The organism is Roseofilum sp. (assembly GCF_982964205.1).
This window is the reverse complement of the sequence record NZ_CEZBFX010000002.1, coordinates 11,203-32,819: the sequence shown is the minus strand read 5'-3', so window position 1 is coordinate 32,819 and position 21,617 is coordinate 11,203. Positions and strand designations below refer to the sequence as shown.

At 44.9% G+C, this 21,617-nt stretch carries 25 protein-coding genes; 7 read left to right on the top strand and 18 right to left on the bottom strand.

What is annotated here, in order from left to right:
* Nucleotides 1–126: 126 nt before the first annotated feature.
* Both AC3A14_RS00850 and AC3A14_RS00845 read right to left on the bottom strand, forming a co-directional pair.
* Nucleotides 127–768, bottom strand: a complete 642-nt coding sequence (locus AC3A14_RS00850; protein WP_318732018.1) for an NAD-dependent epimerase/dehydratase family protein — start codon at nucleotides 766–768, stop codon at nucleotides 127–129.
* Nucleotides 762–1,067, bottom strand: a complete 306-nt coding sequence (locus AC3A14_RS00845; RefSeq protein ID WP_318732019.1) for a hypothetical protein — start codon at nucleotides 1,065–1,067, stop codon at nucleotides 762–764. Before AC3A14_RS00845 ends, AC3A14_RS00850 begins: the two co-directional genes overlap by 7 nt.
* A 151-nt stretch (nucleotides 1,068–1,218) precedes the next feature.
* Between AC3A14_RS00845 and AC3A14_RS00840 the strand changes: the two genes are divergently transcribed.
* Nucleotides 1,219–1,434 carry a Nif11 family protein gene (locus AC3A14_RS00840; RefSeq protein ID WP_318732020.1) on the top strand — a complete coding sequence of 72 codons (216 nt, stop codon included), beginning with the start codon at nucleotides 1,219–1,221 and terminating at the stop codon, nucleotides 1,432–1,434.
* On the opposite strand, the gene AC3A14_RS00835 is transcribed toward AC3A14_RS00840, so the two are convergent.
* From AC3A14_RS00835 to AC3A14_RS00790, 10 genes are all read right to left on the bottom strand, one after another.
* Entirely contained in the window at nucleotides 1,417–2,652 is a 1,236-nt protein-coding gene (locus AC3A14_RS00835) for a cytochrome P450 (protein ID WP_318732021.1), read from the bottom strand. The genes AC3A14_RS00840 and AC3A14_RS00835 overlap by 18 nt on opposite strands.
* Before the next feature lie 10 nt (nucleotides 2,653–2,662).
* Entirely contained in the window at nucleotides 2,663–2,914 is a 252-nt protein-coding gene (locus AC3A14_RS00830; RefSeq protein WP_318732022.1) for a hypothetical protein, read from the bottom strand.
* A gap of 19 nt (nucleotides 2,915–2,933) precedes the next feature.
* Complete coding sequence (locus AC3A14_RS00825) at nucleotides 2,934–3,704, bottom strand: SAM-dependent methyltransferase (protein ID WP_318732023.1); 771 nt, start codon at nucleotides 3,702–3,704, stop codon at nucleotides 2,934–2,936.
* On the bottom strand, nucleotides 3,701–4,771 hold the full coding sequence (locus AC3A14_RS00820) for a hypothetical protein (RefSeq protein ID WP_318732024.1): 1,071 nt from the start codon (nucleotides 4,769–4,771) through the stop codon (nucleotides 3,701–3,703). The genes AC3A14_RS00825 and AC3A14_RS00820 overlap by 4 nt, the downstream gene beginning before the upstream one ends.
* A gap of 8 nt (nucleotides 4,772–4,779) precedes the next feature.
* A complete protein-coding gene (locus tag AC3A14_RS00815) occupies nucleotides 4,780–4,962 on the bottom strand; it encodes a hypothetical protein (RefSeq protein WP_318727721.1) in 183 nt (60 codons plus the stop codon).
* Nucleotides 4,963–5,006: 44 nt separating this feature from the next.
* Nucleotides 5,007–5,204 carry a hypothetical protein gene (locus AC3A14_RS00810; protein ID WP_318727720.1) on the bottom strand — a complete coding sequence of 66 codons (198 nt, stop codon included), beginning with the start codon at nucleotides 5,202–5,204 and terminating at the stop codon, nucleotides 5,007–5,009.
* Nucleotides 5,201–5,545 (bottom strand): hypothetical protein, encoded by a 345-nt coding sequence (locus tag AC3A14_RS00805; protein WP_318727719.1) that lies wholly within the window; start codon nucleotides 5,543–5,545, stop codon nucleotides 5,201–5,203. Before AC3A14_RS00805 ends, AC3A14_RS00810 begins: the two co-directional genes overlap by 4 nt.
* Nucleotides 5,538–6,584 carry a hypothetical protein gene (locus tag AC3A14_RS00800; RefSeq protein WP_318732025.1) on the bottom strand — a complete coding sequence of 349 codons (1,047 nt, stop codon included), beginning with the start codon at nucleotides 6,582–6,584 and terminating at the stop codon, nucleotides 5,538–5,540. The genes AC3A14_RS00805 and AC3A14_RS00800 overlap by 8 nt, the downstream gene beginning before the upstream one ends.
* Before the next feature lie 137 nt (nucleotides 6,585–6,721).
* Nucleotides 6,722–6,886: a lasso RiPP family leader peptide-containing protein gene (locus tag AC3A14_RS00795; protein WP_318732026.1), complete on the bottom strand. Its 165-nt coding sequence runs from the start codon at nucleotides 6,884–6,886 to the stop codon at nucleotides 6,722–6,724.
* Nucleotides 6,887–6,946: 60 nt separating this feature from the next.
* Nucleotides 6,947–8,791 carry an asparagine synthetase B family protein gene (locus tag AC3A14_RS00790; protein ID WP_318732027.1) on the bottom strand — a complete coding sequence of 615 codons (1,845 nt, stop codon included), beginning with the start codon at nucleotides 8,789–8,791 and terminating at the stop codon, nucleotides 6,947–6,949.
* An 18-nt stretch (nucleotides 8,792–8,809) separates the two neighbouring features.
* On the opposite strand from AC3A14_RS00790, the gene AC3A14_RS00785 reads away from it, so the two are divergent.
* Nucleotides 8,810–9,448 (top strand): 2OG-Fe(II) oxygenase, encoded by a 639-nt coding sequence (locus AC3A14_RS00785; protein WP_318732028.1) that lies wholly within the window; start codon nucleotides 8,810–8,812, stop codon nucleotides 9,446–9,448.
* A gap of 5 nt (nucleotides 9,449–9,453) precedes the next feature.
* A complete protein-coding gene (locus AC3A14_RS00780; RefSeq protein ID WP_318732029.1) occupies nucleotides 9,454–11,247 on the top strand; it encodes an ABC transporter ATP-binding protein in 1,794 nt (597 codons plus the stop codon).
* Between the two features lie 2 nt (nucleotides 11,248–11,249).
* Here AC3A14_RS00780 and AC3A14_RS00775 read toward each other — a convergent pair whose 3' ends face one another.
* Nucleotides 11,250–12,479: a nucleotidyltransferase domain-containing protein gene (locus tag AC3A14_RS00775; RefSeq protein ID WP_318732030.1), complete on the bottom strand. Its 1,230-nt coding sequence runs from the start codon at nucleotides 12,477–12,479 to the stop codon at nucleotides 11,250–11,252.
* A gap of 123 nt (nucleotides 12,480–12,602) precedes the next feature.
* Between AC3A14_RS00775 and AC3A14_RS00770 the strand changes: the two genes are divergently transcribed.
* The 4 genes from AC3A14_RS00770 to AC3A14_RS00755 all read left to right on the top strand — a co-directional run bounded on the left by AC3A14_RS00770 (nucleotide 12,603) and on the right by AC3A14_RS00755 (nucleotide 16,905).
* Complete coding sequence (locus tag AC3A14_RS00770) at nucleotides 12,603–13,301, top strand: potassium channel family protein (protein ID WP_318697969.1); 699 nt, start codon at nucleotides 12,603–12,605, stop codon at nucleotides 13,299–13,301.
* A gap of 21 nt (nucleotides 13,302–13,322) precedes the next feature.
* A complete protein-coding gene (locus tag AC3A14_RS00765) occupies nucleotides 13,323–14,477 on the top strand; it encodes an anhydro-N-acetylmuramic acid kinase (protein ID WP_318732031.1) in 1,155 nt (384 codons plus the stop codon).
* Between the two features lie 74 nt (nucleotides 14,478–14,551).
* Nucleotides 14,552–15,004: a hypothetical protein gene (locus tag AC3A14_RS00760; protein WP_318697971.1), complete on the top strand. Its 453-nt coding sequence runs from the start codon at nucleotides 14,552–14,554 to the stop codon at nucleotides 15,002–15,004.
* A 266-nt stretch (nucleotides 15,005–15,270) separates the two neighbouring features.
* Nucleotides 15,271–16,905 carry a serine/threonine protein kinase gene (locus AC3A14_RS00755; protein ID WP_318732032.1) on the top strand — a complete coding sequence of 545 codons (1,635 nt, stop codon included), beginning with the start codon at nucleotides 15,271–15,273 and terminating at the stop codon, nucleotides 16,903–16,905.
* 53 nt (nucleotides 16,906–16,958) lie between these two features.
* Here AC3A14_RS00755 and AC3A14_RS00750 read toward each other — a convergent pair whose 3' ends face one another.
* The 5 genes from AC3A14_RS00750 to AC3A14_RS00730 form a co-directional block, all read right to left on the bottom strand.
* Nucleotides 16,959–17,837 (bottom strand): universal stress protein, encoded by an 879-nt coding sequence (locus AC3A14_RS00750; protein WP_318697973.1) that lies wholly within the window; start codon nucleotides 17,835–17,837, stop codon nucleotides 16,959–16,961.
* A 127-nt stretch (nucleotides 17,838–17,964) separates the two neighbouring features.
* The gene (locus tag AC3A14_RS00745; RefSeq protein WP_271944232.1) at nucleotides 17,965–18,144 is read right to left on the bottom strand and encodes an NblA/ycf18 family protein; all 180 of its coding nucleotides are present in this window, start codon (nucleotides 18,142–18,144) and stop codon (nucleotides 17,965–17,967) included.
* A gap of 355 nt (nucleotides 18,145–18,499) precedes the next feature.
* A complete protein-coding gene (locus AC3A14_RS00740; protein WP_318732033.1) occupies nucleotides 18,500–19,252 on the bottom strand; it encodes a PP2C family protein-serine/threonine phosphatase in 753 nt (250 codons plus the stop codon).
* A 107-nt stretch (nucleotides 19,253–19,359) separates the two neighbouring features.
* Nucleotides 19,360–21,045, bottom strand: coding sequence for an ABC1 kinase family protein (locus AC3A14_RS00735; protein ID WP_487778896.1), 1,686 nt, complete (start codon nucleotides 21,043–21,045; stop codon nucleotides 19,360–19,362).
* A 113-nt stretch (nucleotides 21,046–21,158) separates the two neighbouring features.
* Complete coding sequence (locus tag AC3A14_RS00730; protein ID WP_318701257.1) at nucleotides 21,159–21,485, bottom strand: DUF6825 family protein; 327 nt, start codon at nucleotides 21,483–21,485, stop codon at nucleotides 21,159–21,161.
* Nucleotides 21,486–21,617 lie beyond the last annotated feature (132 nt).

Genomic DNA, 21,617 nt, shown 5'->3' with positions numbered 1-21,617 from the left:
CTTTCCTCCGGTCGCAATGACAAGTGTTTAACCGGACTTGATATAAGAAAAGGGGAGAAAATATCTAAGGAGTTGATATTATAGTGAATTCGATGAACAGTGTCTCATTATTAATGGAATTCACTATTACTCCCCACGAAACCATGTTAAAGTTTCTAATAGTCCATCTGAGAGCGATCGCTCGAAGGAAAAGCCAGTACCGAGTAATTTTTTATTGCAACCAATCCAGTGGATGGGATCGCCGCTTCTACGATCGCCCGTAAACACAATGCGATCGGGATTGCGATCGGCTAAGGTAACGATTAGGATGGCTAGGTCGCGGATAGTCATTCCTTTAGCAGAGCAAACATTGAATATTGGCGCACCGATTTCGGCTCTGTCTGCCAACCATAGCAGCGCGCGAGCGGCATCCTTGACATGAACGAAATCGCGCATTTCGCCCCCATCTCCAAACAGCTCTATCGGCTTGTCAGAAAGTAGAGTTTTACACAGAATATCAAATATAACTTGTTTTTTTTGCCTCGGCCCGTAGAGAGAAAAGATCCGGGCGATCGCGCTTTGAAAGCCGTAGCACTGGGAAAAGACATGAATGTATTCCTCGGCAGCCAACTTGCTTGCGCCGTAAGGAGAAATCGGTCGAGTCGCTGTCTCTTCGTCAATGGGAACTTGTCGGGGTTCCCCATAGACGGCTGCCGTTGAAGCATAGACCAAGCGACCGGAAAATCCACTGCTGCGGAGGGCTTCAAGCAGGTTAAAGGTTACTACCAAATTTTGGTTAAAATCCAGAGCTGGAGTTTTGACGGAATGGGCAGAATAATCTCTTTGCCATCAAGCACTAAATATTTGGCAATCTCATCCACTTTTAGCAGATAAGCTCCTGGTTGGATTTGACTGAACCAGTCCTCATAGACCGGTTCTATGAGGCGATCGCTCACAGGGCCGACAGAAATGCGGACATCAAAATCCGAGTCATTGCCAGAGTAGGGGCGCAATTCAGGACAGACTAGCTCAGAAGCAATATTCAAGCCACAAGCCGTATATCGATAGAGAGTGTTAAATTCTTTCATAGCAATCCGCTCGTTGAATGTGATGGCTTAGAAACCCGGTTTTTTCAAAAAACCGGGTTTCTAGTTCCGGTAATATCTGCGCTATCCATTTTTACCTACCTCTCCATTTTCTTGGGTTCTCCAGGACTTTTACCATACCGAAAGGAAGTTTATGTCTGTCCAAAATGCTTTACAATTTATCCAACACTTGCGGGCAGATGACAAGCTAAAAAAGTCACTCTTAGCCCTCAATCAAACTCCTAGCTTAGAATGCTTTGTTAACCTGGGTTCTAACGTTGGACTGAGCTTCACAGTAGCCCAACTGGAAACAGCGCACAAGCATGATTGGGCGATGCGTGGGTTACTGTATTCAAAAGACGACGGGTAATGATTTCAAACCGCGTGCTAGAAAAGTATCTTCCCATTCAAGGGATTCGGTTGCTATGGATAATTCAGGCAAGCGGTTTACCAGCGTACCCACGGCAATTTCTGCCAATAATTTACCCAAATGCCTCCCCAGACAAATATGAATTCCTCGACCGAAAGAAAGATAGGGATTGGGTTGGCGCTGAATATCAAACTTCTCTGGGTTGGGAAACTTGGCAGGGTCTCGATTACCAGCAGCTAACATGCAATTGACGATTTCACCCCGATGAATGGTTGTATTTGAGAGTTGAATATCGGACAGTGCCGTGCGCGAGACGACTTGAAACGGGCCTTCATAGCGCAAAACTTCAGATATAGTCGTTTCTATTAAAGACGGATTTGCTTGTAGCTGTCTTAGCTGCTGGGGATGATCGAGCAAAGTTAAGATGCTGTTGCCAATTAAATGCTTAGTTGTTGAATCTCCAGCAAAAAATAGGAGGATGCAATTGGCAATCAGTTCTTCTTCGCTCAATTGACCCTCAGCTTGTGCTTGAACTAGGGTGCTAATTAGATTCTCTTGCGGTTGGCGATCGCTGTAGTGTTTAGCAATTAAGCTGCGGAAATATTGGGCCAAACCAGCGATCGCCAGCAAACCTTTCTCGTTAGCGATCACATTTGTGTCCAAGTCTCCGACTGCGGACAAACCTTCTGACCATTGCTTAAAGCGCGGATGCCATTCTGATTTTGGAATTCCCAATATCTCGCAATTTACATCAAGGGTAAGCGGATAAGCGAAATCGTGGATAATATCCATTGTCCTCTGCTCTTTCACCCGCTCAATGAGGTCGTCAACTTTCTCCTGAATGCGCGATCGCCATATTTTAATTCGCGCTGGACTGAAAGGAGCCACTAACCATTGACGGATTCTCGTATGATCTGGCGGATTGCGAAGCACCAACCACAGCGCCATCAGTCTTTGGCTATCCTGACGCAAAGACAAAAAAGGGTGAATTGCTTCTTGGTTAGCAGTTGTTAGTCCTGCTAGTCCCGACTCCGCTCTCCCAAAGCTAGGGCTTGTCAGAGCTTCCACAATATCAGCGTAGCGCGTCAGCACCCAATCTTTTGGTTCGGGTCGATAGTAGATAGGATGATGAGTTCGCAGGTAATCATAGGTAGGATAGGGGTTGGCGCGAAACTCTGGCGATCGCGGATTAAAGGGTAAAGGCATTTTTTCACTCATCTTTTATTTTTCAATAGTCGTTTATCAAATTATGTATTCTTTCTTCTCGAACCAAAGATACCCAATCTATTTCAGGTAATCGTTCTTGAGTTTTAATCACGAAAAGACCATCAACACAAATAAATGGACTTTCATCTGTATGGGGGTCTGTTGCTGAGGTCAGAGACCCAGATTGGAGCAGGTGCAGAAAGTTTAGTAACTGCAAGGCGATCTCTTCTGGGGCTTGCTCAATTTCGTGAATGAGTTGTTCTTTGATAGTCATAGATTTATAGATTTCTTCCTCAATCTGCCACAATGTCGATTAGGGGAAATGACTGGCACCAGCCCACTGGATCTCGCAGTGCTGTATCTACAAGAGAACGAAGGATAGCGAGCTGTCCGGGAGGCTGGAGATCGCCATAAACGCGATCTAGATTTTCTTTCCACAGTGAGATCGTCCGCAATGATTGAAATCGCTTGTTTTTCATAGATTCAATTCGCCAGCCAGCTTGCTCGAGATATTGGGTCAATTCTGAAACTGTACAAAGTTCCATTGATTCGCCAAAAGTCGTCCTTTCTCCCCAATAGTTATCTGTAATACAGTTGACTGAAAGGAGCAGGCGTGGGGCTAACGATCGCAGCCGCTCCAGCAGTCTCGCTTTGTTTCTGATATGAGACATCATTTCCAGGGAAAATATTAGATCGTATTGCCCTCTGATTTCCTCTGTTTCTAGCTCCAAGTCTTGCTGCCAAACATTTAAACCCAGGCTCTGGCAATACTCGACTTGGGTTCTACTCAATGATATTGCGGTTACGGAGCAATTGCGATCGCTAATTAGCATTTTGGCGGGCCCTCCCCAACCACAGCCGATCTCTAAAACCTGTGTGCCAGTAGGGATATAAGGATAAAAATTTCTCACGGTTTGCCTTAAACCGGTTTCTAAATCTTCGGAGCCGCGAAAATAGCCAAAATGGTAATGTAGATCTCCACCAATAATTTCTTTCCATTCAGCAACCGATTCGGCAGAATAAAACCGATCTAAATCGCAATTTGTTTCAGAACTGCTATTCATTGTTTGCTTTTCCCAGATAACCACTGATGTTCAAACCACAGATAAGCTTTAGCTTCTAAGGAATCTGGCGATCGCCAAACCACCTTAATATGACTTAAGCGGCGATCGAATATCGTAAAACGATCCCTAGGCTGCAAAAGAGAAGCGGCAATTAAGTCACTCGGCCAAGATACTTTAGCATTTAGAGGATTCGTTTGACCTGGCCAGCTTAATAAAGCCTCTTGTTTTTCAGGCAAGCATAACCCTCGTTCTACTAAATAATCTAAGAAAATAGCCCAACGGGTTTCGTCTGGAGGCTGTTGGACGAGAATACATTCTAAGCCAATTTGGGGATAAACGATCTGACCGACATCCAAGCATACCGTTAGGCGATCGACTAACCCGAATAATTGTATCATCAAAGCTTCTAGTTCCTTTGTTTGCTCCTGCCAGCCAATCTCTTGCAAATAGGGAATTAACAAATCGGGTTGCAAACGTTTAACATTAACTCGCAAAGCGGGTGAGTTTCGAGAGAGCATCACACCAATATGACTGATAAATACTCCATTGGGGCAAGCTCGAAAGCACTGTTCCAAATTATCTTGCCACTCGTGCCAACCCGAAGAACCTAGAAGTAAATCCAGAGATTGGGTAGCAATAGCATAGGTTTCAATGGCTGGGGATACCTCTTGCGGCAACCCGAAGAAAATAGAAGGGAGGGGCAGAAAAACTGAGGAGTCGTCAATATCGTACTCTAACCAAATGTCTCCAATGGCATGAAGGGATAATTGCCATTGTGCCAGAAAATCTTGCAGTTGCAGCCACCCCGCATGAGTGACTCCATCCTCTGAAGTAACAGCAGATATCTGTTCTTGCAACAACGCTAACTCATTCTCGTTGGGTACAATGCACTGCTGGAAATCGACTTGAGCAGTGTTGAAATTGAGGCGACATTCAAAACCACCTCGCAGAATGGGAGCGAGACGATCTGCTAATCCTTTTAATCCCAAAACTCGATCGGGTGCAACTAATTTGGGCACTAGATCGGGTAAAAGTAGCTCAATGGACTCTGCTAAAGTTGAGGGCATGGCTACAGCTAGACATCTTTTTCCAGAGGTGGGATTTTATCGCTGGAAATGGTAACAACTTTTCCATCTTGCCAAATACTAATGGATTCGCCCAGTTTGCGATGTCTCTCGATCGCCTCGGCAATCGCTTCTTTTATACCAGCATAAATTTTTTGATGCAGTGGCGAAAGGGGGGGATTTTTAGGATTCATCTATATCTCCAGTAATTGAGTTCCATATTTCGGATGGAATGACCTCATTTCGTTTCTAGTAAATTCCTTGCTCTCTGTCGTCGTTCAACATTAATTGGACTATTGCGAATATCAGCTTCGGCAAGGGCGATCGCTTCATCTAATAGCATATTAAGATCGTCAAACATTAGACACACTTCTCGCCAGCGAGCAATAGACCTTGTTCTTGTTTCCGGATCGGGGATTTGGGGTTGGCTATTCATGGCAGATTCCAATTCCTTTTTGTTTCTTGGATAGTTGCTTCTATAGCATCTGCTGTTGCTTCTGCTATTTCTATAGATTGCTCCAATAACTTCAGAGTAGCAGAATTAGCTATTGGTTGAGATTCGGCAACTAACAGTAGTAGTTTGCCAAGACGAGTATAAGAAGTCCTGGCCCGCTCTAGGGCATTATCGATTTGTTCTAGTTCGGGAAGTGTTGCCTCTCTCTCACCATACTGTTGCAATAAATTAAATTCGGCTGCTTTCGCCCGATCTATAATTTGGAACAGTCGCCGCTGCAAGTGAAAAATAGTGGTTAATATGTCATCAGGTAAATTAGCCATCGGCTGTTTTGGAAAGTTGAGTGCTGTTCTCTGATGGGGTAAGACTCGCTAAATCTTCTAAAATAGCGTCGCACAACTGGGGCAATGCGTCTAAACTATCGCCGCGAGTTACTTTTCTGATCGGCACTTTCATTGCTACACGACTAAAACCAGTAAACTCCCGCTCTTGCCTATCCTTCTCTAATTTTAAATGGCTCACCGATCGCTGCTCCATCAACTTCATCAGTGCCATTGCTGAGGGAATGGATTCAATCTGCGGTGCTGCTAATTCTGGCTGGCGTTTTCCAAGAATGTAAATTGCTGCTAAGGGGAGGGGTTCCTGATAGAACTGCCATTGAGTCTCGCCCTCGTTATCCCTAACACTTCCACTTAAGTCCAGAAACCGTTTGTCCATAAAGTCAAATACCCGATTTAAGCCAACTTCTGAACCGTACAGAGCTGTAATTGATTCCGGCCACAATCGCAGGCGTGGATAACCTGGATGTACAACAAAATGGGATGAGCGATCGCCGATCGCCGCAATATCATCAGCGAGAATGGGGTATCCCCGTTTAGCCAGGGCTGCTGCTGTCGTTGATTTTCCCGCTCCTGTTTCCCCGGCGATCGCGATCGCCTGCTGACCCATTTTCACCACACAAGCATGAAGAGAAAGGACACCCTGCAAGCGTAAAGTACAGCCCAACACCGATCCCACTAACAGGGTTGTCACTTCTTCTAAAACCGAACGAGTCCAGGTTACTCCGATATGACGGCCATCCGCATCGACCTGAAAATCGATTTGTCCGTCACCGCGAAACCACAAATGGAAATGAGTGCGATCGCCCTTGTATATGGGTTTCACTCCATTAGAGTAAACTTTCGGTCTCGATGATGAAACCGCTTCTGGCGATCGCGCTTCCTCTTCGTCCTCTGTCATCAACTCTACCCAGACATCGACCGGAGCATTTTTCCTGGCAGAAGTTAAAAACGGTACAGGTTTATTCGCCTGTACCGTTAAGCCATAAGCTGTATACTTAAACGAGTGACCTAATTCATTCAAGACAATTATTCTATCCCTACTATTCCTGGTTAAGCACAATTCACCCAGAAGCTGACTCTAGAGTTTTTAGAACGCTCGCCAGAGTAAAATCCTGGATGAATTGCGACATTCAAAGTACACAACTGAGAAGTTAGCAATTACGAGGCATATTGACTAAAGCCTCCCCCACCATCGGTGGGATCGCCAGGAGCACCAGGCCCGGTCAACGTCAGATCGCTGACATTGCCAAATTTCCGCAGTTTGGGAGTGTTGTACTTCTTTTGATTGGTACTATTACCTGGGTTGGAAGTCATTTGGGACATTGTTTTTCTCCTCATTATTCAAGATTGAGTTAGGGATAAGATGAGTTGGAGTCTAAGCTATCAATGCTGCTGATGACGAAACCAGTATCCCAATTGCATCACCGTCGCGCACTGATTATAGCTGGCAGGAGTTAGTTCGGCAACGGCTTGCAGTCTTTCTAACAGACCTTTGCTATTGACAGAGCTGGACAATTTTGGATGTTCTGCCAACTCTACCATCCAGGGCTGGATTCCGCGCTCCTGCATGAGATTATAGTGGGGAAACCCCCGCAGCGTTGTTTTGGGTCGCTGTAGTACAGATTCTGGCAACATACCTTTCATCGCTTGCCTGAGCAAGAATTTATTGTCTAACCAGGGTGTTGACGGTACTGACAGCAAGTACAGCACTAAGCGCAAATCGAAAAAGGGAAAGCGCACTTTAATGGGAAAACCGGTGAAGCCCGGATCGGACCAAGCAAATATATTCGACCACAAGGGAGCAGAAGTCATGCCGTAGCGGTCTCTCTGTCCTGGCGCAGTCAATTGTTCTTCCAGTCGCGCTTTCAATTGCATTCGTTCGGCAAAATCTGGGTTAAACCAGTCAGGAAAATCAATCTTTTGCTGCTCGCGGTGAGCGGAGCCGAACCGTTCTTCTTGCCCTCTTTTCAGGCACTGGCGCAACCGGGTACGCAACCTCAGTTGGGCACGCAGAGAGCGGATGTAACCCAATAGGGACTTATCCGGGGAAGACGGCCTTGGATAGAGGGCAGGATCGCCACCAAAGCCAGCCAGCAGAACCCGACTATACCCAGCTATGCGCCGCATAATTTCTACTTCGGCAGTTTGATCGGGAATCAATAGCGGTTCGGGATAGATGTATTCTGGATGTTCCCCTGGGGCCTGTCCAATGTAGTCTTCCACCACCAGGTACTCAATGGGAAAACCAGCCATTTCAGCAACTTGTGTGGCATAGTCTCCTTCTTCGTCGGGAATTAGATGTTTGTAAACAATGGCATAAGCTCGAAAATCAACCGGTGAAGCGGTTGCTGTGATTAATTTATAGGCAGTGGCAGCAATACTCGTCGAGTCCATTCCCCCGCTTAAATGGGTTCCCACACTGTGGGTTCGGAGTCTATCGGCAACTGAGCGTTCAAACAACTCCCGAAATTGCTCGACATATTTTTCCGGGCGCTGATACTGTAGGTATTCCACATCTTCGGGCAATTGCCAGTAACGCTGAATGTTAATTCTCCCTTCGGAGTAAATTAAAGTATGAGCGGGGGGCAATTTTTGGATATCGGCAAACGTGGTGGTGGCCATATCCATGTTCATGCTAAAGAGGAGGAAATCGGCGATCGCACTCTCATTCAGGCGATTCGATACTCCAGGATGGAATAGCACGGTGTTGAGATGATTGCTAAACACCAGAGTTTGACCCATTTCTGCATAATAAAAGGGGACAATCCCAAACTGGTCTCTAGCACAAAATAAACGTTGTTTGTGGCTATCCCAAATCGCAAACGCAAAATCCCCGCTCAGTCGTTCTAAACAAGCGTCTCCCCAAACCTGATAGGCATGTAAAACCAAGTCAACATCAGGTATATCGTTCTCTAGATTGCATCCCGAAGCACGCAAGCGTTCGATTAGCTCCTGACGGCGATCCAAGCGGATATCCCCAGTAATCCAAATCTTCCCATTTAAACCCAGAGGTTGCTGTTCATTTTCCGATTCCCAGGTTGTCCGCAAGAGAGAATGACCTAAACCCACATGACTCTCACTCCATATATTCTGAGCATCAGGAGCTTGAGGTCTCATCAAATCGGTCATTTGCTGTAAAAGATTGGCATCAATGGGTTGACCGTCCCCATTGAAAATACCGACAATACCACTCATAAAGTCATATACTGCATTTGACTTGCTATTCAATTAAACCAAAATCTGTCAATGTTCGATCAATTAACCCTGTTTGAGCGCTTGGGTGTCTTCGTAGTACGAGACTTCCTCGATCGCCAACTTTGTCAGCAAATCCTAGCAGCCACTCGTCAAGCTCAGAAAATTGATCTCGGTGGTGTGGTGAACGATAAAGGCGAATCTGTAGTGGATGAAACCCTTCGCAAAGTTCAACAAACCCAGTTATCCCAATCCATTGTTGAAACCGTCGGTCATAAGCTCAGAGCGATCGCCCCACAACTGGAAGCCAAATTTCAAGTAAAATTAGTGGATTGTCAAGGGCTTAACTTTTTGTTTTACCGAGAAGGTGGCTTTTATTTGCCCCACCAAGATCGTAATTTTAACGAGAATTACCAACATATTAACCAAAGGCGACGGATTTCTGTCGTCATTTTCGTGAATGGTGAAGAACAGACCGAAAAATCAGACAGTAGCAGTCTCGATACTTATAAAGGTGGAGAATTAATGTTTTATGGTTTATTGAAAGATGAGAAAGCAAATAAGTTAGGCTTGTCGCTCAATGGCCAACCCGGCTTGTTTGTGGCGTTTGAGAGCGATCTGATGCATGAAGTGAAGCCAGTCACAGCCGGAGAGAGATTGACGATTGTCAGTTGGTTCTTGGGAGAAGAATAACACAGATGCAATCTCAAGTACAACTGCTCAAAAACCTCAACAGAGCGATCGGTTTAGTTTGGCAAAGTACACGATTTTGGACATCTTGCACGATCATTCTGGTGTTTTTGCAAGGTTTATTGCCATTAGCCTCACTGTATTTAATGAAGTTACTGATCGATACAGTGACTGCGGGTATTGGCAATGGCATGGCTGCTTTTTATGATGTCCTGATAATTGTGCTTCTGGTGGGGATAACAGCACTGATTACCAATCTACTACGGGCTTTCTCCGGGTATGCCACCCAAGCTCAATCGCAAATTGTTACTGATTTTGTCAATGATATTTTACATAGCAAATCCATTGAGCTTGACCTAGAATATTACGAAAATGCTAATTTTTATAATTCTCTGCATCGCGCTCAACAGGAAGCCAGTTATCGACCGCAAAACCTACTGAATAGTTTGCTACCGTTAGCCCAAAATGCGATTTCTCTGGTGGCGATCGCCGGATTGCTACTTTCCCTACACTGGTCGATTAGTACCGTCTTATTAGCCGCAGCACTGCCAGTTTTATTCGTTCGCTTACAACATAGTAAAATACTGTACCGACAGCAAAAGACTTGGACGGGAAAAGAACGGATTGCTTGGTACTTTCATTGGATGCTCACCTTAGATACCTATGCCAAAGAAATCCGGTTATTCGATCTTGGAACGCTGTTTCGTAGCCGGTATTATGACCTACGCCAGGAGATTCGTCAAGAAAAATTAGGTTTAGCGAGAAAACGGGCGATCGCCGATTTTTTGACTCAATTGAGTGGTATTTTCGCGATTTTTGCCGTATTTAGTTTTATTGCCTATCAAACCATCCAAGGAGAAATCACGCTCGGAAGTTTGGTCATGTATTACCAAGGCTTTCAACGAGGTCAAGCCTGTTTAGGACAGCTCTTGGCTAATGTAGCAAGTTTATACGAAAATAGTTTATTTCTCTCCCATCTTTACGAATTTCTAGACTTAAAACCCACGATTGCTAATCCTATCCATCCTCAATGGGTTCCCCAACCCCTCAAAAAAGGTTTAAGATTTGAAAATGTTTCTTTCCAATATCCCCATAGTCGTCGTCCCTTACTCGAAGATATAAACCTCACGATTCCCGCAGGAGAAACAGTCGCTTTAGTGGGAGAAAATGGCGCAGGAAAAACCACGTTAATTAAATTATTATGTCGTCTCTACGATCCGACAAATGGACGAATTACAATTGATGGCATTGACTTGCGCGAACTTTCTGTCATCGATTGGCGGCAAAACATAAGTGTAGTCTTTCAAGATTACGGGCGCTACAATTTAACAGTTCGAGAAAATATTGGTTTTGGTAATATTGACCATATTGATAATCATCAAGATATTATCCAAGCCGCCCAAAAATCAGGAGCAGAAGGAATTATTTCTCGACTGCCAAGAGGCTATGATACCATGTTAGGAACGCAATTTGAAGAAGGAGAAGAATTGAGCATTGGCGAATGGCAAAAAGTGGCGATCGCTCGCGCATTCCTGCGTCCTGCTCAACTGCTGATTCTCGACGAACCCACCAGCGCACTTGATGCTGAAGCAGAATATGAGGTATTTGAACAATTCCGTCAACTGATTCAAGGAAAAACAGCCATTCTCATCAGCCATCGTCTCTCTACAGTCAAGATGGTCGATCGCATCTTTGTCCTAGAAAATGGTAGAATTGTGGAAACGGGTTCCCACCAAGAGTTATTAAAACTAGGTGGGACTTATGCGCGTTTGTTTTCTATTCAAGCCAAGTATTATCAATAATATCAACCTTTGAATAAATTCCAGAGAGACGATATTTTTTCTTTGCTGATTTTATGCTTTCCGATTAACCTGACAATTCTCAGGGGATAATAGACAAAAAACAAAAGATCGGGCAGGGGAAATAATTCTCGATCGCTTGCATTCACACGAAAAATAATCTTTAGCAAATATTGCAACCTACTCCATAAAGTGTTTTCTCTTCTCTCCCACAAACTGATAATAAAGAAGATATAGCCATATTCCATGTTTTTATGATACATATACTCTTTATGTTGTCTGGCAACTTTCAAGACTTCTGGAAACTGCTTCAGCTTGTCTGAAAATATCTCTGGAAGGGAAATCTGTAGATAGGTTTGGGCGATCGCAATTCCTAGCAAAAATACGCGATCGTTCTCATCTGTTTGGCATCGAGCGATAACTTCTTGCCAATTTGCCTCCGGATAAGTCTGAATTAATCTTCCAAAATCACAGATTCTTTTCAATGAATTCCAACTATCTTTTGTGCCCTGGAGATAACTAATTGCGAGAGAGTTTTCTGGAGAAAATGTTGCTATTTTTTTGCCCAAAAGAGATAAAGTTTGCAAGTCTTCAAAAAAGGATTCCGTCTCGACCTGTAGATAAAAATCTCGTGGTGTTAATTTATAGTGTACGTCGATGTTCGTTCGGCGATCGGGTAATACCATTTGAGCCTCTCCAAGACTCTTTTCATTGGCACCAAAGTTTTTGTCATAATACCCTTGCTCAATGAGTACATCTTTTGCTTTAGAAAAATCTTGAGGACGCACTAAGACATCCAAGTCAGAAAACTCTCTCAATCCCATATTACCATAGGCTAATTGTGCCCATATTGGCCCCTTAAAAGGAATAGCTTGGATATTATGTTCTGCAAATAAGTTGAGCACTTGAAAAAGTTTATGAGTTAAAAATAAATTATACGTCATCCGTTTTTGAGCTTCGATTTCCATCCTCTCAAATACAGATGAAGGAATGAATTTTGAATTATTTATTTTCAAAGTCTTATAAACTAGCATAAATACATTCTGTCGAACTGCATTTGAAACCAGAATATCCCAATGTAAATCTCTTTTCAGCAAATCTCTAACATCAGAAGCTGTTGCCGAATTAAGTTGATAACGAATACAGGACAACAGCAATTTGTTTTCAGGCGAATAATGTTTAGTGAGGCTGGATATTGGCAAGTCCAAGGATTGTTTTTCTTTTTCTTTCATCATGAGTTAAGCGGGAAAGTTTGATGGCTACTCTTGAATAGTATTGAATCGAACAAGTGCTGTTAACTTTTTTAGCATTATACATTAGAATTTAAATTTAGAGTTTAATTCAGGGGAGATCGTGCAGTGAAAAAAGAGTCATTTGGGTGGTTTCGTCGCCTACGTCAAAATAATCAACAGTTTGCGGTGATTGGGTTAGGACGGTTTGGGCGAGCAGTTTCTGCAACCCTGTATAATATGGGCTATGAAGTCATGGGGATTGATTCGAGCGAACAGCAAGTGAATCAAGTGATTAATAGTCAGATTGCTACCCATGTTTTGCAGTTAGACTCTACCGATCCGATGGCGCTGAAACAGGCAGGGGTGTTTGAGTTTGATACAGTAATTGTGAGTATTGGAAATTATGTGGAAGAGAGTGTGATTACGACGTTGAACTTGAAAGAGGCTGGGGTCAAATTTGTGGTGGCAAAAGCTTCTTCTAAAATTCATGAGAAACTGCTTAATAAGGTGGGAGCCGATTGGGTGGTGTTCCCAGAATATGAGATGGGTTGTAATTTAGCGATTTCTCTGACGAAGCCGAATATTTTAGAGCGGGTAGAACTCGATCCAGATAATAGTATGGTAGAATTGTTAGTGCCTGAAGAGTTTGCGGGTAAAACTCTGTTAGAGTTGGATTTAAGGAACGAGTATGGGTTGACGATGATTGCGATTAATCATCAGGGGAATAAATTGGAGGTAAATCCCAGGCCAAATCAACGGATGGAAAAGGGGGATTCCATGGTGTTAATTGGGGATAATAAGGCAATTAATCGGTTGCCGATCTAGCAGAAAAAAGGTTGTCACAGGATGTATATTATTGGCTTGATTAGTGGAACATCAGCAGATGGAATTGATGCGGCGCTGGTGGAAATTTCTGGAGAAGGATATGAGTTAAAAGTGGATTTAATCGCTGGGGAAACCTATGCTTATCCGGAGGAGTTGCAGAGGGAAATATTGGCGATCGCCGCTGGCGCATCTCTCTCCCTTCCCCAACTTGCTGCTGTTGACGACAAAATAGCACAAGCTTTTAGCCAAGCTGCTCTCAAGGTACAGCAAGGCCATCCTCCCGCCCAACGAATTGCCTCCCATGGGCAAACCGTCTTTCACCGTCCCCCCAATGGAGGACTGGGTTATAGCCTGCAACTCGGACGCGGAGAAGCGATCGCCTACAATACCCGTATCCCCACCATTAGTAATTTTCGCCAAGCGGATATCGCCGCAGGTGGACATGGGGCCCCCCTCGTTTCCCCCATAGATGCCTGCATCCTCAGCCATCCCACTCAAAGCCAATGTATCCAAAATCTAGGTGGCATTGGCAATCTAACGTATCTTCCGGTCAACAGTCATCAGCATCTAGATCGAGTCCGGGGATGGGATACCGGCCCGGGAAATAGCCTGCTGGATCTAGCCGTTGAGCAGTTAACCCAGGGCACTCAACGGCTAGATCTCAACGGCGCTTGGGCAGCCAGTGGAACCCCCTGCCAACCCTTAGTAGACCAATGGATGCAAGACCCCTATTTTCAGCAACCTCCCCCCAAATCTACGGGAAGGGAATATTTTGGGTTGGAATTCTGGCAGCGCTGTTGGCGAGAGTGCCAAGCTTATGACCTCTCCAATGCTGATGTGTTAGCTACTCTCACGGAATTTACCGCCGTTTCCGTTAAGCAAAACTATCACCAATTTCTGCCTCAGATGCCCGATCGCATCCTACTGTGTGGGGGTGGCAGTCGTAACCGGTACCTCAAAGAGCGCATTCAACACCACCTAAGCCCCATTCAAGTCCTGACGACGGAAGAGATGGGCTTAAATGCCGAATTTAAAGAAGCGATCGCCTTTGCCGTCTTAGGCTATTGGCATCATCTCGGTATTCCCGGTAATCTTCCCCAAGTCACGGGGGCCAACTCTAGTCAAATTCTGGGACACCTACACCCAGTTGGAAGCCATCGGACAACAATGTTATGATCGCTAACTAGATCATTAAGCACGGTTGCTTAAGACTCGAAACAATCTGAGACAAGAATTTAGAGGCGATCGAAGTGGCTCATACATTCTTAATGGAACCTGGACGCTGGACTCTGGAAGGAAACTGGCTAGAGAAAGATGGTCTACCGATCGCCATCCGAGGAGCAAGCTTAGTACGGTGGTCCACCGATAACTGGTTTACCATGGTCATGAAACTGACCTTTAGCAACGGCGATCGCGACCCCATATCCTTTCAATATAAAGGCCGCCTCGACAGTGGCGAACGCCGATATACCTTCGTTCTCCAACACAGTCTCCTCGGAAAAAAAGCCGAAGGAGAAGGTTGGGTAGCTCCAGACTCCATCATTCAGCGCTATTGGGTTCTTGGAGATAAAGAACGTCGCAGTAGTTTTGAAACCCTCTATCGCATTGACTACGACACCTATCATCTCTCTAGCGCAGTGATGGCAGGACATTACTTAACCAGTGCCATGGAAGCTCGCCTAGAGAGGCAAACAGAAAGCTAAAGTGCGTAAACCCCTGCGAACTCAAGCTACAATGAAAGGATAATGATCAACTGTACCGATCATGGAAACCCTTACAATTAAATATCCAAACCATCCTCTAGAATGGATAGCCTCTATCTGAGCTAGTCATTCATAGTTTGGATCGGACGGTAAAACGCAAGAGGACTAGCAGAATTTGGATGAGGTGCATTTGCTCTCCTTACCCCATACCGTCGTTAACAATAGGAAGAATTCCAGTTGATTCCAGTATTCTGGTGTAACATCCAATGAGTGACCCCAATATTGGCCGCATTCTATTTAATCGCTATGAGCTTGTCGAACTACTTGGTAAGGGAGCAATGGGGAAAGTCTACCTGGCCAAAGATGCGAGAGTCGGCGGAGTATTGGTCGCGGTTAAATTTCTCTCTCAAGCCCTGCTGAATAAAAAAATGCGCGATCGCTTCGAGCGAGAAGCCACCACCTGTGCCCTCCTCGGACAACATAGCCTCCACATTGTCCGCGTCATGGACTATGGGGTAACCGACGAAATCCCCTTTTACGTCATGGAATATCTTCAAGGAGACAGCCTCAGCGATGTGATCCGCGAAGACAACATTAACCTAGAGCGTTTCCTAAGTCTAACCCGACAAATTGCTCTTGGCTTACAATGTGCCCATGAAGGCATTCAAAAAGATGGTAAAATCGTTCCCATCGTCCATCGAGACATCAAACCCAGTAATATCCTCGTTACCCAAGATTCCAGTTTTGGAGAACTGGTGAAAGTTCTCGATTTTGGGATTGCTAAACTCCTCCAAGAAGAGACCGCCGGACAAACCAACTGTTTTATGGGCACTTTAGCCTATTCCTCCCCCGAACAAATGGAAGGCAAAGAACTCACCAGCAGTTCTGACCTCTACAGCTTAGGGGTGATGATGTTCCAAATGCTCACCAGCCATATGCCCTTGACAGCGGAAACCCATACCTTTGGAGCCTGGTATAAAACACATCATTTTCAAACCCCCCGCTCCTTTGAATCCGTTGCTCCTTACCTCAAACTCCCTTCAGAGATAAAACACTTAATCTTCCGATGTTTAGCCAAAAAGCCCAAAGAACGTCCCCAAAGTGCAGGAGACATTGTTAAAACCCTAGAGCAGTTAGAAAAAAATCTCCATGCCTCCCCAACTCCTGCGGAAAATGGCAGTAAATCCTCGCCTGCTTCTGAACCCGCTCAAAAAAAATCTTCCCCAGTTTCCATTAATTCTCCCCCCTCTGCAAAAACAACCCCTCCAACCCAAGTTTCTCCAGGATCAAGCCCGACAAAAGCCCCTGGGAAACTACAACTGATTGAGGCAAAACCTGCCATTGATATGGTCTGTTGGGAACAAACTTGGCCCAAAGGCAAGCCCCTAGCTCAAATTGTCTTTCCGCAAGTCTTGCAAACCCAAACCAAAGAATCTGTGGTGACATTGTGGGCAATGCTTAAGAAACAGGAAATTGAACAACGACAAATTAGCCGATTGTATAATAAAACCTATAAGAACTTTTTGTATTCTGTTTCTCCTCATCCGATGATTTTGTGGCTCACCGTTTTGTACGATCCTAAACAGGGGCCAAGATGGTTGAGGTATTATATGGATCTCAAAAGCAATAAGGGTAAGCATCTAGCTAATCTATTAGCACATACAGGACGTTACTGCTTATTATTTTTTCCCTTAGAAGAACCCGGCCGTTGTGCAGATGTCATTAGCATTAGTGTTAACCTTTCGCAACGGAAAAGGCTACAAGATTGGGCTACAGGCAGTGATTCTATTGCTGGAGGTCAACCCACTCGTAGTAAAGAACTTCTGCAAAAAGAATTTGAAAAACTCCAACCCCAAATCCTGATGAAATTGGAAGCTGGAGTCCCGGATTCTTCTTTTTAGTGATATAGCAAGGAACTCATTAAGTTAGGAGAGCTAAAATGTGGTTTTGAACTCTAGTGACTAGGAGAGAAGTAAAGAATTGGATGCCAACTGCGCCGCAAGATTTTGTTACTGATACTCGGTGAAGACCATTCTAGAATTTTATTTTTTCGACTCGACGAAACCGCGATCGCACTAATATCATGCATCAAGGCAGACTCAAAAATCTGGGGAATAACTTCCCCTTGACGCACTTCAACTTCGACCTCTAAATCGAGACTCGATAAATCTTCCTTCACTTTCTGGAGTTCAGTGTTCGCTTTTTCTAATTCATAATTGACATCTTTATATTCTCGGCGACTACCTTCTTCAACAACCCAAACAAGCAGTACTTTTTCTAGGGAGTTAGCGGGCCGGTTTTGGGCATAATCTTTAACTCGTTTTAACAAGTATTGGGCGCTGGGACTGCCATCATAGGTTAGCATTAAATATCGAAATAGATAACGACACCGCAGGTTTAATTCTTCAGACGTATAGGTAGAAATTAGTTGGGGTCGTAAAACCATGATCGGAATCTCCGTATGTTCGGCTAAACTCCGACTGGTACTGCCAAAAACTTGTTCATCCATGAACGTATGGATATTCGCTCCCATGATAATCACATCGGAATGATGTTTTTTTGCTACATCTAGAATAGTTTCATGGGGTTTCACTGAGGAAACAACTTCACCTTTGACTTCCAAGCTATCGGGGATATTTGGACGCAGGACAGATAAGCGAGATCTTGCCCATTCAATCTTTTCATTATCTGCTTTGGGAATTATTCCTTCTAAGGCTACACAATGGGTAAATACAACTTGCTCTAAACCACTTTGAGCTAGAGCGGGAACTGAATTGACTAGACGGTATAATCCATCGGATAAATCGGTGGAGATTAAAGCACGCTTGAACATAAGGGGTAAGTGTAATACTGAGGGGTGAATCTACTCTTACCCTAACACTCTAAAGTGGAAGTTAGACCCACAACCCAACAAATCTTGAGCTTCTAGTTCTCAATAGATACGATAAGGTGTGCTTAATTTAATCTAAACCCCACTCGTGTTTGATAAATTGTTGATACATGGTTTCTCGTAACATCATTTGTTCATACAGCTTAACGAGGAATTCTTGTGCTTGCTCGCGACTCATTTTTTCGACTTGGGTTTGAAAAGATCGAAGATTAAATTCTTGTTCTAGGGTGAGTTGCATGGGTTCGTTCATCAAAGACTCCTCCATTTGGGTTCAGTAGGACTGAGAATAGTGTGACGTAGGTTGGTCATGGGTTGTGATGGGTAATAGCATGGAGACATTTGTCTCTAAAGATGTTTGGGCTATTTCCTCTCTGTCCCATGTCCTCATACCTAAGCATGTCTAGTAATATTACAAAATATAACAAATGTTTGACAGATTGACCACATTGGCTTTTCTTGAGGATGTTTTAGCAAGTTTACAAAGCTAAAAATGCTCATGATGAACAAATCTCTAGTTTTTTGTCTAGAGATTTTGGGACAGAAGTGGGGAGATACGGGGAAATTATCTCCTGCCTATTGCCTGTTGCCTACTCCTCACTGGCTGCCTAGTCACTTTCCATGGCAACAATAATCACCGTGATATTGTCTCGTCCCCCTTTTTCTTTAGCCAATTGGATTAATTTCTCTCCAGCAGACTTACAGGCTCGAATAGATTTGAGGGTAGAAGCGATGGTTCCGTCGGGGAGTTCTTCGGTTAAACCGTCGCTACAGAGCAAGAGGCGATCGCCTCCTTGTAACTCGATCAAATCTACATCAATATCCTCATCTTGGGTATCTTCGCGTCCCAAGCATTGGGATAACACATGCCTCCAGGGATGGGTACGTCCCTGTTCTTGATCGAGGACTCCAGAAGCCATCGCCTTAGCCACCCAAGTATGATCGACGGTCATCTGCTCCAGATTATGCCCGCGCAGCCGATAGAGACGAGAGTCACCAATGTGAGCCACCCAAGATTCCTCCACGTTCTGATCTTGGGATTCACGGAACAAAACGACTACTGCTGTGGTTCCCATATCGGAGCGTTCAGGATACTGGCGCTGGTCTTCAACAATTGCATCATTGGCTTTCAAGAGAGCTGCCTTCAACAACTCACCGGAAGACTTCTCCGAGTCCCAATGAGCTAATAAATACTCTTCAATGGTTTTGGTGGCTAATTTACTGGCTTCTTCTCCACCAGCATGGCCACCCATACCATCGGCAACAATAAAAAATCGACCTTCCGGGTCATAATAGAAGGCATCTTGGTTGACAAAACGGACTAGCCCCGTATCAGTTAGACCCGTGAAGATGCGTTTCATAAGTTTTCTGACCAAAACAGTAACTAAGGGATGGCTATGAAGAGATTTCTCCCCTCTAATTGTAACCTCTGGTGGTTTAATTGTAACCTCTGGTGGGTCACTTTGGACTAAGGCATTCGATCAAAACGATTAATTCGCCGCATCAGACGGAACAATATAACCGCTAAGGCGATCGCCAATACAGCAACGACTACGGCCAATCCTAGTTTATCCGCACTAATCAAAATTGCTGCAGCAATAGTCAAGCCGCTAATTAGGATACCATAGGTGTTCACCAAACTCATACTACTGATCCGTCTGAGGATGCGATCGCTCTCTGTCGCTCTCACCCGCACCCGGATATCACCCTGCTCCAACTTATCCAAAGCATCCTCTAAACGACGGGGCAACCCCAAAGCCGTATTACTCATCTGAGTGGCTTGGCGACTGAGTTCCCCCAACAAATTATTTCCTGCCGATCCGTTTCCACTATTCATAAGCTCTGTTGCAAAGGGTTTCGCTACTTCCATAAAACTAAATTCTGGGTCAAGACCTTTCCCTACCCCTTCTAAGGTAGAAAAGGCACGCATCACAAACGTAAACGTTGCCGGAAACCGGAACGGTTGATCGTAGGCAATCTCATAAAGATCGTCACTAATTTCACTCACAGACTGAGTTTCAAAAGGTTGATCCATAAAATGATCCAACATGTATTGAATCGATCGCCTCACCGGCCCCATATCTCCTGTGGGAGCCAGTGCGCCCAAGGCAATCAACGAATTCATCACCCGATTGCCATCTTTTTGGGCAATTCCAAAAAAGGTATCTAAAAGTTTTTCACGGGTCACTGCTTGAATTTGGCCCATCATGCCAAAATCATAAAAAATGAGTGACCCTTCAGCACTGACGGCAATATTCCCTGGATGGGGGTCAGCATGGAAAAACCCGCTGTAGAGAATTTGCATTAAATAGGCTTTTGCCCCCAAATGAGCCAAATTTTTACGGTCTAATCCGGCTGCTTCTAGGGCATCGTACTGACTTATTTTGATCCCTGGAGCATATTCAAGAGTTAAGACACGGGGAGAGGTATAGCGCCAATAGACTCTGGGCACTTTCACCCAATTTTCTTGGCGGAAGTTGCGCCGAAAGGTATCTGCATTGCGCCCTTCATTGAGATAATCAATTTCTTCCCATAAAATGCGGCAACATTCCTCATAGATGCCGAGCCAGTCCCGTCCCTTTCCCCAGTCAGGATGATTTTGGAAATAGTGGGCAATACCTTTGAGAATCTCTAAATCAATGGTAAATAATTGCCTGAGACCGGGTCGTTGGATTTTCACCACCACTTCTTCACCGCTATGGAGTTGGGCCCGGTGAACCTGGCCTAAACTAGCAGCCGCCATGGGGATGGGGTCAAAACTGCTATAGAGGTCTTGAACGGACTTTCCTAGGTCTTCCTTGATAATGCTTTCCGCTTTTTCATAGCTAAAGGCGGGTACGCGGTCTTGCAGTTTGGAGAGTTCTTCTACATATTCGATGGGAAATAAGTCTGCACGGGTGGAGAAGAGTTGGCCGAGTTTAATAAAGGTAGGCCCTAGATCTAGGAAGGTATCCCGAATCCAAATCGCTTGCTGTCGCCGTCTTTTTTGGATTTTTTCCTCGGTCATACCGCCTCGGTAACTCCAGGCTTTACCATTGAGCCACGCAGATCCTAGGAAGAGCCAGAAGAAACTCCAGATATCGACAAAACGGCGGTTTCGGGAATATTTGGGACGATTCCAGCGATAGGATTTACTGCTATAGCCTTGTTCCAGGGTACTGGAGGGGGAAAGGGCTGATGGATCGTTGGATACGTCGGAGAGCGCAGATACAGAGGTCATCAGTGGGTCATGAATGGATTGGGTTAAGGAAAGTCTGGGATTGAGGTTTAGGTGGAACGGGAGCGATATTTTTGCAGTTCAGAGCGCAGTTGGGCAATTTCGGCCCGCAAATCATCAAGTGTTTCTTGGAGGTCGCGCGCTGGAGGATTGGCTACTGGGGAAGCGGGGGAGGGGTTTCCCGTGCGGGCGGCTGATTCTGCGGCTGCAGCTCGATCTAAGACCATTTGCGGGAAGTTTTTGAGCCGTTCTTGTTGTTCTGCATCAGCTTTACCGAAGTTGCTGAGGGCATGAGTTAGGGTGTATTCTACTTCTTCGGCGATCGCCTCGGATAGGGCACGACCGACAAAGAAGGCATGGAGAGGGCTGTTACTCATGGAAGGATTGGGATTAGAGTTTGTTTACAAAAATTATAATAACGTTGCTTCCTTTCAGAATACAGAAGATCGGGCAGAATTGTTAGATGGAGGATAGGGGGATAGGGGGATAGGGGGATAGGGAGATAGGGA

What these genes read in the sequence shown, in the direction of transcription:
- AC3A14_RS00845 (WP_318732019.1), bottom strand. Translation starts at nt 1,067, where the DNA reads ATGAAAGAATTTAACACTCTCTATCGATATACGGCTTGTGGCTTGAAT.
- AC3A14_RS00840 (WP_318732020.1), top strand. Translation starts at nt 1,219, where the DNA reads ATGTCTGTCCAAAATGCTTTACAATTTATCCAACACTTGCGGGCAGAT.
- AC3A14_RS00835 (WP_318732021.1), bottom strand. Translation starts at nt 2,652, where the DNA reads ATGAGTGAAAAAATGCCTTTACCCTTTAATCCGCGATCGCCAGAGTTT.
- AC3A14_RS00830 (WP_318732022.1), bottom strand. Translation starts at nt 2,914, where the DNA reads ATGACTATCAAAGAACAACTCATTCACGAAATTGAGCAAGCCCCAGAA.
- AC3A14_RS00825 (WP_318732023.1), bottom strand. Translation starts at nt 3,704, where the DNA reads ATGAATAGCAGTTCTGAAACAAATTGCGATTTAGATCGGTTTTATTCT.
- AC3A14_RS00820 (WP_318732024.1), bottom strand. Translation starts at nt 4,771, where the DNA reads ATGCCCTCAACTTTAGCAGAGTCCATTGAGCTACTTTTACCCGATCTA.
- AC3A14_RS00815 (WP_318727721.1), bottom strand. Translation starts at nt 4,962, where the DNA reads ATGAATCCTAAAAATCCCCCCCTTTCGCCACTGCATCAAAAAATTTAT.
- AC3A14_RS00810 (WP_318727720.1), bottom strand. Translation starts at nt 5,204, where the DNA reads ATGAATAGCCAACCCCAAATCCCCGATCCGGAAACAAGAACAAGGTCT.
- AC3A14_RS00805 (WP_318727719.1), bottom strand. Translation starts at nt 5,545, where the DNA reads ATGGCTAATTTACCTGATGACATATTAACCACTATTTTTCACTTGCAG.
- AC3A14_RS00795 (WP_318732026.1), bottom strand. Translation starts at nt 6,886, where the DNA reads ATGTCCCAAATGACTTCCAACCCAGGTAATAGTACCAATCAAAAGAAG.
- AC3A14_RS00785 (WP_318732028.1), top strand. Translation starts at nt 8,810, where the DNA reads ATGTTCGATCAATTAACCCTGTTTGAGCGCTTGGGTGTCTTCGTAGTA.
- AC3A14_RS00780 (WP_318732029.1), top strand. Translation starts at nt 9,454, where the DNA reads ATGCAATCTCAAGTACAACTGCTCAAAAACCTCAACAGAGCGATCGGT.
- AC3A14_RS00775 (WP_318732030.1), bottom strand. Translation starts at nt 12,479, where the DNA reads ATGATGAAAGAAAAAGAAAAACAATCCTTGGACTTGCCAATATCCAGC.
- AC3A14_RS00765 (WP_318732031.1), top strand. Translation starts at nt 13,323, where the DNA reads ATGTATATTATTGGCTTGATTAGTGGAACATCAGCAGATGGAATTGAT.
- AC3A14_RS00755 (WP_318732032.1), top strand. Translation starts at nt 15,271, where the DNA reads ATGAGTGACCCCAATATTGGCCGCATTCTATTTAATCGCTATGAGCTT.
- AC3A14_RS00750 (WP_318697973.1), bottom strand. Translation starts at nt 17,837, where the DNA reads ATGTTCAAGCGTGCTTTAATCTCCACCGATTTATCCGATGGATTATAC.
- AC3A14_RS00745 (WP_271944232.1), bottom strand. Translation starts at nt 18,144, where the DNA reads ATGAACGAACCCATGCAACTCACCCTAGAACAAGAATTTAATCTTCGA.
- AC3A14_RS00740 (WP_318732033.1), bottom strand. Translation starts at nt 19,252, where the DNA reads ATGAAACGCATCTTCACGGGTCTAACTGATACGGGGCTAGTCCGTTTT.
- AC3A14_RS00730 (WP_318701257.1), bottom strand. Translation starts at nt 21,485, where the DNA reads ATGAGTAACAGCCCTCTCCATGCCTTCTTTGTCGGTCGTGCCCTATCC.